Raw genomic sequence first — 12,541 nt, 5'->3', positions numbered from 1 at the left:
CCGTTCAAGCATTGTGAACGCTTCGACGCCTTCGAATCGGCGGAACGCGCCTTCGCCTCGACTCCTCAGCACACGTTCACGGAGATCCGCGCCGATGTACCCCTCCAACAGGTCAAGATGGCGGATGTTGTACGCCCACAGAACATTGCCGCAACACGGCGTCTGCAGCCAGAGATGGAGGCCGAAGAACGGATCTTGAGCCGATCGATAGCGAGTGATCACACCTGGCCTCCATGTGCGGAAGCTCCCACACTCGTCGCAGATGAATCGGCGTGAGCGGTGGAGCGGATGACGGTTGTGATCGATGACCGGAACGATCACCGACGCACGCCGTGAGCACTCAGGGCAGCGAACCACGATCTCATCCGTGAAGTCGAACCACCCATCACCCGGATCCCGGAAGCGCACGTCTTGACCATAGCAAGACCCAATTGCGCAGACCCGCACGCTCCTACCCTGTCCTGATCTCTCGTCTGCCATCGACCCCACCGCGTAGCGGCAGCGGGCCGGCGGCGGAGGGTCAAGCCTGGCCTCGCGTGTACCTGTTCCAGTGACCTTCCTCGCGCGATGGTTGCCCTACCTGCACGGCTGGGCTTGACCTGGAGGAGTCGGGCTGCTGGGCTCTGCCTGGGTCGATGGCTGACGAGCGATCAGGACTCACCTCAGCCATCTACGGCCCGACGTGGTGCGCGGGTCCTGCTCTCAGAGCCGGAGTGCCCCGGGGTTTGGGGCAGCGCCCCGAGGTCTTCCCCTGCGCCTTCCGCCTCTCTTCTCCCCTTCCCTCTTCTCCCCGCCAGCGTCGCCCCGTTCTGTCTCCGGGTCTTCTCGGCTCTGTGTCTGCTCGTGGCCATGACCGTTCACCATTGGGAGAGAACCTTCATGGGCATAAGCCAATGCCGCCATCTTCATGCCCACGCCGCTTGTCGGCGTGGTGCGCGCCGCCGACGGCGGGACCGGCCGAAGAGCCGCAGCCCGCCGGTGGGCGGGCGCGCGGTCCAACTGGTAGACCTCTGTGTCCGTGTGCCTCTGTTGAGTGGGGGCCGTGATGGCAATCGGGCTGCGCTGTGCATCCCCTCACTCGATCCCCGCGGTGTCCCCGAAAGCAGCTCAGGAAACAGCCCCCTTGCCGATCCCGTCCCCGGCGGTCCTCCTCCCCTGGGGTCCGCCTCCTCCCCTGGATCGTCGAGACCGCTCCCCTCCCGAGCATCTTCCCTACCTTCGCCTCCCCCTCCCCGCCGAAGGCGGCTTGAAAAAAAACCGTAAAGAAAGTTCTCATCCGGAGCGGGTGGCTTCCGTTGGCCTACTTCGGCTGATGCTTCACGCTGCGGTTCCCTACGGTTGCGTCAGCTCGCCCTGCCCCTGGAAGGCAGCGGCGGCGTGGATCACGCGCGCAGTAGGATCCTGCGCTTCCGGGTTCCAGAGGCGATCGGTCACCAGGAACCCGGGCAGCTTCCCGTCCGATGCGTCGTCCTGCTCGGTCAGCAGGAACGTTCCGCCTCGGACCGAGGGATCCCAACCGAGCGCCAGACCGCGCTCGACGAGCGCCCGTACATCGGTGGGACTGGGATAGGCGTCATCGCTCGCGCACGCGCCCCATGGGGCTGGCCAACTCTTTGAGAGCAGATCAGCTTGCAGGGCACGGCTGTTCTTGCCTGCGCCCCATATGCGCACTCGGATGCATCTGTGGCAGTCACCGGAGCCGGGCACACACCGGATCTCGGCCTTCCACACGAACTCGTGCCCGTTGGCGTGTAGCCTCCGCAGCCTCGTTCTCACGGCATCGACCTCGATCCGTCACCTCGATAGAGCCGGATGGGATCAGAACCTATACGGCGACACCTGCCGCCACTGCCAGGGCCTCGGCTTCTGCTGACCGCCCCTGCTACCTGCGCTAAACCGCGGTGCCCCCGGCGTGACCACACATCCGCCAAGACGTCCGCCACGTCGGGGGCCATCCCACACCGAACCTCACAGCCCAGAAGGGACCCACCCATCATGCCAACCACCCACGCCATCGCCGGACTCATCACCCGGCTCCACGACCCCCACTACGCCCGCCGGGCCTCCCAGATCCGCCGGACCGGCGGCTGCCGCCAGCCGATCCACCTGCGCGGCAAGGTCGAGCACTACGACCGCACCACCGGCCACCTCCTCCACCGCTACAGCACCCACCTCGAACCGGACGGCATGCTGCGCGTGCCCTGCAAGACCCGACGCGCCTCCCGCTGCCCGTCCTGCGCCGAGACCTACCGGGCCGACACCTACCACCTCGTCCGCGCCGGCCTCATCGGCGGCAAAGGCGTCCCGCAGACCGTGGCCGCGCACCCGTGCCTGTTCGTCACCCTGCCCGCGCCGTCCTTCGGCACCGTGCACGCCCGGCGAGAGAAGGACGGCAAGGTCCTGCCCTGCCACCCGCGGCGCGGCGCCCCCACATGTCCGCACAGTCAAGTGATGTCCTGCACCGCCCGGCACGGGGCCGACGAGGGGTGCCTGGGTGAGCCGCTGTGCCCGGACTGCTACGACTACGCGGGCTCGGTGCTGTTCAACGCCTTGGCGCCGGAGTTGTGGCGCCGGTTCGCCATGGCGCTTCGCCGACACCTGGCCAAACTCGCCGGGCTCACTCAAAAGGGCCTCGCCGCCCAGCTCGTCGCCTCCTTCGCCAAGGTCGCCGAATACCAGCGACGCGGCGTCGTTCACTTGCACGCCGTGATCCGCCTCGACGGCCCAGACGGACCTGCCTCCCCGCCCCCGGCATGGGCGACCATCGGCATGCTGACCCAGGCCGTCCAACACGCCGCCACCGTGGTCACCGCCAAGGTCCCCGCGTACGACGGCCAACCCTCGCGTGCCCTCCGGTGGGGTGCCCAGCTCGACACCCGGCCGATCACCATGCACGGTGAGCTGACCGACCAGGCGGTTGCCGGCTACATCGCCAAGTACGCCACCAAGGCAGCCGAATGCGTCGGCACCCTGGACCGGCGTATCCAACCCCTGGAAAACCTCGCCGCCCTACCGATCCGCGAGCACGCCCGGCGGCTCATCGCCGAATGCCTGCGTCTCGGGTCCTTCGACGAACTGGCCGATCTCCGGCTGATCCAGTGGGCGCACATGCTCGGCTTCCGCGGCCACTTCTCCACCAAATCCCGCCGCTACTCCACCACCTTGGGCGCCCTGCGCGCCGCTCGGGCTGAGCACAAGCGCGACGAGCAGATCACCACCGGGCGCCTCCCTCTCTTCGACGAGGACACCGTCCTTGTGGTCGCGAAGTGGCAGTACGCCGGACAGGGCCTCTCCGCCGGAGACGCCCTCCTCGCCGCCGCCCTCACCGGTGTCCCAATGACCCACCTGAGCGACGCGCCTGGGGGTGGATCATGACTCGGCTTCTGCTCACCGTCCCGGAGGCCGCCGAAGCACTGGCGATCTCCCGCGCCAAGCTCTACCAGCTCATCGCCTCCGGCGCCGTCAACTCGGTCCGCATCGACGGCTCGCGACGGGTCCCCGTCGCCGCGCTCACCGACTACATCAACCGCCTGGCCATCGAGGAGCACGCGGCATGACCAAGACCCCCACCACCAAGGCCGCGTCCCCCACCAGGCCTACCAAAAGGAGCAGTCCCAAGCTGCGCGACGGGGTCATGAAGCGTGGTAGCACGTGGTCATACGTGATCCGCGTCAAGGACCCTGAGATCGGCGAGAGCAAGCCCAAATGGGTCGGCGGGTTCGCGACCGAGGACGAGGCGAAGGCTGCCCGTGACGAGGCCCGCGTGAACGCCCGGCGGGGTGAGTACGTCGACCGAAACGAGATCACCGTCAGCGAGTACCTCGACATGTGGATTGAGGACCACGCGATCGAGATCAAGCCGGGAACGCTGGAGGACTACCGGATCAGCATTCGCCTCTGCATCAAGCCGTACATCGGCAAGATGCGACTCCAAGCGGTTCGGCCCTCCACGGTCACGAAACTCTATCGGGATCTCCTCGCTCGCGGTGGGCGGAACGGCAAGCCGCTGGCGGTGTCGAGCGTCGTCCACACGCACGCGATCCTCCGCCGCGCCTTCCGTGACGCCGTGCTGGTCCATGAGTACCTGAGCAGCTCGCCCGTTGAGAAGGCCAAGCGGCCTCGTAGCGACCTGCGCGAGCCTGGAATGATCTGGACGCCCGCCCAGCTCCGGACATTCCTGTCTCTCGTCCGGTCGCATCGGCTCTACGCCTTTTTTCATCTGGCCGCCTATACGGGAGCGCGGCGCGGTGAACTCCTCAACCTTCGATGGCCTGACGTCGACCTGGAGAACAAGCAAGTCACCATCAAGGGTTCAACAGGCGTGGTGAACGGCGAGCACATCGAGGGAACCACGAAGAGCGGTCGGACGCGCGTGGTCACGATCGACGAGGGCACGGTCAACGTCCTCCGGGAACACCAAGAGGCTCAAGAAGCCGAGAAAGCGCGCGTCGGCGACGCGTGGAAGGGTGAGGAGAACGGCCATGTCTTTACGACGGCGTGGGGCGGTCCCATCTACCCGACGACTGTGACCGCGCTTCCGGCCAAGCTCATCAAGGCGTACAACGAACCGGAGGACGAGACGCAGGTCTCGGCCGAACCTCTGCCGTACGCCCGCCTTCACGACCTGCGCCATATCCACGCGACCACGCTGCTCCTCGCCGGCGTCCCGGTCCACATCGTTGCCGCCCGACTCGGCCATGCCGACCCTGCGATCACACTCCGCGTGTACGCCCACGTGATCCGCTCCGCAGAAACCGCTGCGGCCGAGGTCTTCGCCCAAGCGCTCAAATCAGGATGAACTATGACACAAGCCCAAATCAGAAGCCTGTCGCGCTACCGGCGCGGCGGGCTTCGGCAAGTTCCGGCTAGATTAGGCAGCGTTAGGCAAAGTTCTGATGTACGCTAGGTCTAGAAGGTTCCAGCCAGACAGCGAGCTTTCACCTAACCCACAGGAGTGCCCATGACCGTTGAGACCGCCCAGAGTCTTCCCGACTGGCGCGACACACGTCTTGGCACCATGGTTCGGGTAGCGATTTGGCTAACAACCGAAGTGCGCGAAGGAAATACCTTTACCTATGATCAACTACGCGAGGCGTTCCCAAACACCCCGCAGGTTGATCGACGGTTGCGAGACCTTCGCGATTATGAGTGGGAGATCGAAACCAGTCGGTCGCTGCCAACCTTAGCTCCTTCAGAGGCCCTGTTCGCCAGGAAGGGTATTCATGTTTGGGAGTCAGGTAAGCGCTCTTACCGCAACAAGCGGGCCAAGCATGAAGTCTTCGAACGCGACGGCTTCTCCTGCCTGCTCTGCGGCCTCCAAGCTGCAGAGGACACGGCTGACAGTCTTCTTCAGTTTGCACATGTGAAGCCCCGATCCCAAGGAGGTTCCGACGATCCCGAAAACATGATCACTGTCTGTAGGAGCTGCTCACAGAAACCCGGCCCTATAGGCAAGCGCAAAGCCGACGCTGAAGCCCTGTGGGAACTAGTTACAGATCTTCCCCTTCAGGAACAGGCTCGGCTGCTTAGCTGGATAGCCATGAACCGCAAGCCTATTACCGCAACTGAAAGGGCATGGGTGCTATATCGGCTCTTGAACAGCGAGCAGCGAAGCGAGTTCACGACCCGTCTTGGCCAAACGATCATAGATCGGACAGAGCCACCCAGCGGAGATGAATGATTAATACAGCAGTCGTCGGTCCCCGTCCCACTCACCACAGCTAGACGGGGACCGACTTGCTACCCGCCCCAAAGAAGAGAGGTAACGCATCTATGATGACTGATCAGAACTCCGGAGGTTCACCGAGGCCGGGAGGCTCTCAGCCTCTGGCCATCATCGCCTTGGCGCTGGCCATGGCATTCCAGGCCGGCTACAACCCGGACCAGATCCGCGAGGTCCTCAGCGCCGTTGCGGTAGCTCTTGTAGCTCTCGTAGCGGTGTACATCCTCCGTAGTCAGCGCGACGGCTGAGGTGACGAGGGTGGCGGCGCTTCAGCGTAGTCACCCTCCGCCGGGTACATCTGACCTGAACTGAAGACCACCACGCTGCGGCACGGCGTTAGCAGAGGTGTTAGCAAAAGGCCCTCCCGGATGGTCCGGGAGGGCCTTTGAGCTGGAGCCGCCTAAGGGAATCGAACCCTTGACCCCTTCATTACGAGTGAAGTGCTCTGGCCGACTGAGCTAAGGCGGCGTGCCGCGAACGGCGACGCCAAGTCTACAGGCTCGTCGGGGCTCTCGCGTACTCCACACGACCACAGCTATGTGATCTTCGGGCAGACCGTGCCGTTCTTGGGCACGCGCAGGGCGATGAGATAGTCGTCGACCGCGGTGTCCACGCAACTGGAGCCGGACCGGTAGGCCGTGTGCCCGTCGCCGTCGAAGCCCAGCAGCACTCCGGAGCTGAGCTCCGACGCCAGCCCCTTCGCCCACTCGTACGGCGTGGCGGGGTCGCGGACGGTCCCCACGACGACGATCGGCGGCGCCCCTTGGGCCTTGAGCGGCTTGTCGCCCGCGTCCGACTTCACGGGCCAGTACGCGCAGGGCAGCGAGCCCCACATCACGAACGACCCGAAGTGCGGGGACTGCTTCGCGGCCTCGGAGGCCGCGGTCTGGTAGGCCCCGAGCGCCTTCGGATACGGATGATCCAGGCAGTTGATCGCCATGTTCGACTCGGTCTGGTTGGAGTACGTCCCGTCCTGACGCCGGTCGACCAGCAGGTCCGCCATCCGGAGCAGGTCCGTGCCGTTCCCCTTGAAGGCCTGGCCGAGGGCCTGCGCCAGCCTGGGCCACGCCTCACGCTGGTACAGCGGGGTGACGATGCCGAGCACGGCCCACGCCTCGTCGATCTGCCGCCCGTCGCCCAGGTTGTTCTTCAGCGGTCGGTGGTCGGCGTTCGCCAGCAGGGCACTGATCTCGGTCATCGCGCCGTCGACCGTACGGCTGGTGAACGGGCTTCCCTTCTTCGCGATGGAGTCCTCGACGAACGCCTTCAGCGCCACCTCGAAGCCCTGGGCCTGCACCTCGTTGGCCTTCAGCGACGAGACGGCGGGGTCGACCGCGCCGTCGAGCACCAGGGCCCGCACCTGCTTGGGGAACAGGTCCGCGTACACCGCGCCGAGGTAGGTGCCGTACGACTTGCCGAGATAGGTGAGCCCGGTGTCGCCGACCACTCCGCGCAGCACGTCCATGTCCCTGGCCGCGTCGGCCGTGCCGACGTACGGCAGCAGCCTGGCCGACTTGGCCGCGCAGCCCTCCGCGAAGGCCTTCGACCCCTTCACCAGCGTGGCGAGCTCGCCGGACGTGTCCGGGCTCGCGTCCATCCCGACGAACGCGTCGAGCTGCGAGCCCGACATGCATCGGACGGGGGACGACTCGCCCACCCCTCGCGGGTCGAAGCCCACGATGTCGAAACGCGAGCGGATCGTGTCGGAGAACAGCGAGGTGGCGGCGCGGGCGTACTGCACGCCCGATCCCCCCGGGCCACCCGGGTTGATCAGCAGCGAGCCGATCCGCTTGCCGGAGGCCGGCAGTCGGATCACGCTGATGCCGATCCGCTCACCGGACGGCTTCTTGTAGTCCAGCGGCACGTTCATCTTCGCGCACTGGAAGCCCTGGCCGCAGTCCCGCCAGGCGGGCCGCTGGTCGTAGAAGGGCTGCAGCTCAGGCGTCGGCGCCGTGATCTTCGCGTGCGCGCCGGCTCCCGGCCGCCCCTCGCCGGTCTCCGTGCCGCTCGTGCAGCCGCCGGCGAGCAGCGCAGCGGCGCCCGCCGCCGCGACGCGCCGAGCAAGCCCCCGCTTGCCCCGCGTCACCTGGCCCACCCCTCGCCCGATCCGCCGGGACGGCGCCCCGATCCCCTGTGCCGCGTGCCTTGACTTGTGCAAGTGGCCTTTCGCATACCCCGTCGCTTCCTTTTGCCCCGACCGCGAACGTCACCGGTGACGAACACGGAGTAGTCACCAGCATGCCGTGTCACGCCCTATGCGGCCACTCGGGCGGCACATCTCGTCATGTCACATGCACGGTGACCACGGAGGCGAGGCCGGAGACGGTCAGGAGGGGGTGCAGGAGAGGAGGGACGATCAGGTCCAGATGGGGCGCATGCGCGAAAAGGGCGGTCAGCCCGGCGCTGTCGAGATACTCGACCGCGGTGAGGTCCACGACGAGGCGGTCCCCCTTGGCGGCGGCCGTGTCGAGGCCGGCGCGGAAGGCGTCGGCGTTGCTCATGTCGATCTCACCTGCGGCCGTCAGGACGGCAGTGCCGTCCGGGCGGTGGTGAGTGGAGAGCGTGAGCGGGGTGGTCATCGACTGATCCTTGTGTGCATGGTGACGGTGGTGCCGACGGCGCCGCTCTCGATGGTGACATCCTGCATCAGCGTCCGCATCAGGTAGATGCCGCGGCCACGGTGGGGGTTGGCGTGGGGGCGGGGGGTCCGCCAGCGTCCGGTGTCCGTGACGGCCAGGTGCAGGTCGTCCGCGGTGGCCGAGGCGGTCAGGCGCACCTCGTGGCCGGGGCTGTGGCGGTGCCCGTGCTCGATGGCGTTGGCGCAGGCCTCCCCCACGGCGACCAGGACGTCCTGGAGGAGGCGGGGGGCGATGTCCAGCTTGCCCAGCCACTGGCGCAGGGCGGTGCGTACGGGGGCGAGGTGCCGGGAGTCGGCGGCGAAGGCGACCTCCAGGGGGGCGGGGTGACGGTAGAGGAGGAGGGCGACGTCGTCGTCGTACCCGCCCGCCGGCTCCATGCCGCTCATGATGTGCCCGGCGAGGGCCTCGGGCGGATAGTTCAGGCCCTGCTTGGCGGCCTCCGCCGCCTCGCCGATCCCGGCGTCGATCGGGCGGCGCCGCCGTTCGACCAGGCCGTCCGTGTAGAGCAGCAGGACGCCGGTGGGAGGCAGGACGCACGTCGCCTCCGGCCGAGGCTCCGTCTGGTAGACGGCGAGCGGCGTGGAGCCCGCCTCGTCCAGCAACTGTGTGCGCCCGTCGGGATGGACGAGGATGCTGGGCGGATGGCCCGCGCTGCTGTAGGTGAGCCGTCCGGTCTCCGGGTCGAGCACGCCGCAGAACACGCTCGTGCAGGTCGCTCCGGGGATCATGGCGGCGAAGCGGTCCAGCGCGGTGAGGGTCTGGGCCGGGCCGGACGACAGCAGCAGGGCCCGGCAGGCGCTGCGCAGCTGTCCCATCACGGTGGCCGCCTGCAGGCCGCGGCCCACGCAGTCGCCCACCACGATGCCGATGCGCCCGTCGGGCAGCTCCACGGTGTCGTACCAGTCGCCGCCGACCTCCAGGGGACGGGCGGCGGGCTCGTACCGTACGGCGAAGCCGAGGGGCAGCCGCGCGGGGCCCAAGATCGCGCGCTGCAGGGCGAGCGCGGTCTCGCGCTGCTGGTCGAAGGTGTGGATGCGCTGCAGGGCCTGCCCGAGATAGCCGCACAGCACGGCGAGCAGCGTGTGGTCCTCGACGGTGAACGGGCGGGTGGCGCCGGGCTCGATCCACAGGGCGAGCGGGCCGGTGGGGTGCTCCATGATGATGCCGACCCCGGCCGGATCCGTGGTCGTGATCGGGTGCAGGGGCGTGCGACCGCGCAGTCCTTCGAGCGTCGCGCGCACCTGGTCGTCCAGATCCTCCCAGCGGATCTGCTCACCGCTGGTGGTCAGGTACCGCTGACCGGCGTCGTCCCAGGTGGCGGCGAGGATGCGCCGGGCCTCCCACAGCTCGCACAGCTGGGAGACGGCGGCCCGCAGGGCTTCGGGCAGGGTGCTCGCCTCGGCCAGCCGTACGCTGAGGGCGGCCAGGGCCGACTCGCGCTGCGTGGTGAACCGTTCGGCGGTGACGTCGCGGAAGGCCCCGACGACCATGCGCCTGCCGGTATCCGGCTCGCGGACCTCGTTGAAGGTGGCGGCCACCCACAGCCGGTGCCCGTCCCTGTGCGTGACCGGGGTGACGCTGCTGCCCCTGGTCCGTCCGAGCATGTGCGCGTACGTCTCGGTGGCCTGGCGGTGGGCCTCGGGGTCCTCGGCGGGGTCCACCCACCACGGGTGCGGCGCCTGGTAGGGCAACCCCTCCGGGCCGTACCCCAGGATGTCGGTGAAGGAGCTGTTGGCCTCGATCACGGCGCCCGTCTCGTCGAGGACGAAGAACGCCTCCTGCAACGAGTCGATCAGGGCGGCGCGCCAGGTCGCGTGATGGTTGCGCATCCTGGCCAGCTCCACGTTGGCGCGTACCCTGGCAAGCAGCTCGGCGGCGGAGAACGGTTTGACCAGGTAGTCGTCCGCCCCCGCGTCGAAGCCCTCGATGGAGGCCTCCTGCCCGGCGCGGGCCGACAGCAGCAGGACCGGCACGCCGGCCGTGCGCGGCTCGCCACGCAGCGCGGACACGAGCTGCAGCCCGTCCAGGCGGGGCATCATCACGTCGCTGATGATCAGATCGGGAGGGGACATGCGGGCGGAGTCGAGCGCCGCCAGCCCGTCGGTGACCGTCTCCACCTCGTAGTCGGCCTGCAGCAACCGCCGCAGGTAGTCGCGCATGTCGGCGTTGTCGTCGGCGATCAGCACCCTCTCCCGGGCCAGGTTCCCCGCGTGAGCGTCCGGGTGACCGTCCGGCGCGACCTCCGCCGTCATCGGCGCGAGCATCGCCTCCTCGACGGCCGGCGTGCCGGGCAGCCAGCGCAGCGCCTCCTGGATGTAGGGGTCGGCGGTGGCGGAGACCGCGCTGGTGGCCGCCGCGGGGATCAGGCTGTCCGCCGGCAGGTGCGCGTGGCCGAACGACAGCCGGAGTGTGAAGGTCGTCCCCTCCTCCTCGGCGCTGGTGGCGGTGATGCCGCCGGCGTGCAGGCCCACCAGCTCCCGTACGAGGGCCAGCCCGATTCCGCTGCCCTCGTTGGAGCGCGAGCGGGCGTTCTCGATGCGGTGGAAGCGTTCGAAGAGCCTGGGCATCTCGTCGGCGGGGACGCCGACGCCGGTGTCGGCGACGCGGAGCACCGCCTGCCCGTCCTCGGCCCGCAGGGTCACCCGGATGGAGCCGTCGAAGGTGAACTTCAAGGCGTTGCTCAGCAGGTTGAGCACCACCTTCTCCCACATGCCGCGGTCGACGTACACCGGCTCGGGGAGCGGCGGGCAGTCGACCTCGAAGGCCAGGCCGGCCTTCTCGACCGCGGCGCGGAAGACGCTGGCCAGCTCGGCCGTGAACGTGGCCAGGTCCACCGGCTCGAAGCGGGCCTGCATGCGCCCGGCCTCGATGCGGGAGAAGTCCAGAAGCGTGTTGACCAGCTTGCCCAGCCGCAGGCCGTTGCGGTGGATGACCTCAAGCTCCTCCCGCACCTTCCCGTCGTCGCCGGTCAGGCCCGCGCGAAGCTCCTCCACCGGGCCCATGATCAGGGTCAGCGGGGTGCGGAACTCATGGCTGATGTTGGAGAAGAACGTGGTCTTGGCCCGGTCGAGCTCGGCCAGCTCCTCCGCGCGCCGCTGCTGCACCTGATAGGCGACCGCACCGTTGATCAGGGCCGCGGTCTGCCTGGCCACCAGATCGAGGAACGTGCGGTACGCCTCGTCCAGGGCCCGTCCCGCGCTGGCCGCCAGCACGATCACCCCGACGGGCTCCGCACCCGTCTCGCCCGGCAGCGGCAGGACGACGGCCTGGTTGGGCGGCGTCTGCCAGCCTCCGGCCGGCAGCTCTCCGAACCGCTCCACCACGTCGTCGAGCACCACAGGACCGGTGACGAGCGCCTCGGCGAGCGGCCACTCCTCCGCGCCGTCGCCGGAGGGCCCCGGGGCGGCGCCTACGGACCGGGAGCCAGCGGGGCCCGGGTCGGCGCCGGCGGGGCTCGTGGCGACGGGAACGAGCTCCTCGCTACCGGAACGGCGCAGGTAGATGGTCGCGAACGGCACGTCCCGGCCCGCCCGGCCGAGGGCCTCGGCGACGAGCTGGCAGGCCTCCTCCGCGCTGCGGGCCGTGCCCGACTGGCCTCCGAGGTCCTGCAGGACCGCCAGGCGGCGCTCGCCGATCACCCGCTCGGTCGTGTCGCTCACCGCGGTGAAAACCCCGCGCACCTGGCCGTCGTCGTCGTGCAACGGGCTGTAGGAGTACGTCCAGTACGTCTCCTCCCAGTAGCCGTGCCGGTTCATCGGCAGCAGGAGGTCTTCCGACCAGGTGGCCTGGCCGGAGGCCATGACCGACTGCAGCATGGGGCCGATGATGTGCCAGATCTCCGTCCACACCAGGTCACCCGGCTTGGCCAGCGCCGGATGCTTGGTGCCCAGCAGCGGGAGATAGGCGTCGTTGTAGATGAACCGCAGCTCCGGGCCCCACCAAATGATCATGGGAAACCGTGAGGTCAGGCAGATCCTGCAGGCCGTACGCAAGCTCGCCGGCCATGTGGCCGGCTCCCCTATCGGCTCGGCGGACCACGCGAAGTCACGCATCCGCCGCGCCATCTCGCTGTCACCAGGGAAGACCAGTTCTGCCGGCTCGGCGTGCTCGCTGTCAGTCATCGCCCACGCCCCCTACCCTCCTCGGCGCCACTCATCCGCTCCTCCACGAGCGCGAACCC

At 68.4% G+C, this 12,541-nt stretch carries 8 protein-coding genes, 1 tRNA gene and 1 pseudogene; 4 read left to right on the top strand and 6 right to left on the bottom strand.

From position 1 onward, the window contains the following. Both AB0B72_RS28185 and AB0B72_RS28180 read right to left on the bottom strand, forming a co-directional pair. A pseudogene (locus AB0B72_RS28185) lies at positions 1 to 222 on the bottom strand (hypothetical protein); the annotation flags it as partial. A 1,110-nt stretch (positions 223 to 1,332) separates the two neighbouring features. Continuing rightward, entirely contained in the window at positions 1,333 to 1,671 is a 339-nt protein-coding gene (locus AB0B72_RS28180; RefSeq protein WP_367742077.1) for a hypothetical protein, read from the bottom strand. Positions 1,672 to 1,995: 324 nt separating this feature from the next. On the opposite strand from AB0B72_RS28180, the gene AB0B72_RS28175 reads away from it, so the two are divergent. The 4 genes from AB0B72_RS28175 to AB0B72_RS28160 all read left to right on the top strand — a co-directional run bounded on the left by AB0B72_RS28175 (position 1,996) and on the right by AB0B72_RS28160 (position 5,680). Further along, entirely contained in the window at positions 1,996 to 3,375 is a 1,380-nt protein-coding gene (locus tag AB0B72_RS28175; protein WP_367742076.1) for a replication initiator, read from the top strand. Next, complete coding sequence (locus AB0B72_RS28170) at positions 3,372 to 3,557, top strand: helix-turn-helix domain-containing protein (protein WP_367742075.1); 186 nt, start codon at positions 3,372 to 3,374, stop codon at positions 3,555 to 3,557. Before AB0B72_RS28175 ends, AB0B72_RS28170 begins: the two co-directional genes overlap by 4 nt. Beyond that, positions 3,554 to 4,798: a tyrosine-type recombinase/integrase gene (locus AB0B72_RS28165; protein ID WP_367742074.1), complete on the top strand. Its 1,245-nt coding sequence runs from the start codon at positions 3,554 to 3,556 to the stop codon at positions 4,796 to 4,798. Before AB0B72_RS28170 ends, AB0B72_RS28165 begins: the two co-directional genes overlap by 4 nt. Before the next feature lie 162 nt (positions 4,799 to 4,960). Continuing rightward, positions 4,961 to 5,680, top strand: coding sequence for an HNH endonuclease (locus AB0B72_RS28160; protein ID WP_367742073.1), 720 nt, complete (start codon positions 4,961 to 4,963; stop codon positions 5,678 to 5,680). Positions 5,681 to 6,113: 433 nt separating this feature from the next. Here AB0B72_RS28160 and AB0B72_RS28155 read toward each other — a convergent pair. The 4 genes from AB0B72_RS28155 to AB0B72_RS28140 form a co-directional block, all read right to left on the bottom strand. Next, positions 6,114 to 6,190 (bottom strand) — tRNA-Thr (locus tag AB0B72_RS28155). Positions 6,191 to 6,257: 67 nt separating this feature from the next. Continuing rightward, entirely contained in the window at positions 6,258 to 7,808 is a 1,551-nt protein-coding gene (locus AB0B72_RS28150) for an alpha/beta hydrolase (protein WP_367742072.1), read from the bottom strand. A 196-nt stretch (positions 7,809 to 8,004) separates the two neighbouring features. Further along, the gene (locus AB0B72_RS28145) at positions 8,005 to 8,301 is read right to left on the bottom strand and encodes an STAS domain-containing protein (RefSeq protein WP_367742070.1); all 297 of its coding nucleotides are present in this window, start codon (positions 8,299 to 8,301) and stop codon (positions 8,005 to 8,007) included. Beyond that, positions 8,298 to 12,482, bottom strand: a complete 4,185-nt coding sequence (locus tag AB0B72_RS28140; protein WP_367742069.1) for a SpoIIE family protein phosphatase — start codon at positions 12,480 to 12,482, stop codon at positions 8,298 to 8,300. The genes AB0B72_RS28145 and AB0B72_RS28140 overlap by 4 nt, the downstream gene beginning before the upstream one ends. Positions 12,483 to 12,541 lie beyond the last annotated feature (59 nt).

The organism is Microbispora sp. NPDC049125 (genome assembly GCF_040802045.1).
In the GTDB taxonomy this organism is placed as follows: domain Bacteria; phylum Actinomycetota; class Actinomycetes; order Streptosporangiales; family Streptosporangiaceae; genus Microbispora.
This window is presented reverse-complemented; position numbering and strand designations above follow the sequence as displayed.

What these genes read in the sequence shown, in the direction of transcription:
- AB0B72_RS28175 (WP_367742076.1), top strand. Translation starts at nt 1,996, where the DNA reads ATGCCAACCACCCACGCCATCGCCGGACTCATCACCCGGCTCCACGAC.
- AB0B72_RS28170 (WP_367742075.1), top strand. Translation starts at nt 3,372, where the DNA reads ATGACTCGGCTTCTGCTCACCGTCCCGGAGGCCGCCGAAGCACTGGCG.
- AB0B72_RS28165 (WP_367742074.1), top strand. Translation starts at nt 3,554, where the DNA reads ATGACCAAGACCCCCACCACCAAGGCCGCGTCCCCCACCAGGCCTACC.
- AB0B72_RS28160 (WP_367742073.1), top strand. Translation starts at nt 4,961, where the DNA reads ATGACCGTTGAGACCGCCCAGAGTCTTCCCGACTGGCGCGACACACGT.
- AB0B72_RS28145 (WP_367742070.1), bottom strand. Translation starts at nt 8,301, where the DNA reads ATGACCACCCCGCTCACGCTCTCCACTCACCACCGCCCGGACGGCACT.
- AB0B72_RS28140 (WP_367742069.1), bottom strand. Translation starts at nt 12,482, where the DNA reads ATGACTGACAGCGAGCACGCCGAGCCGGCAGAACTGGTCTTCCCTGGT.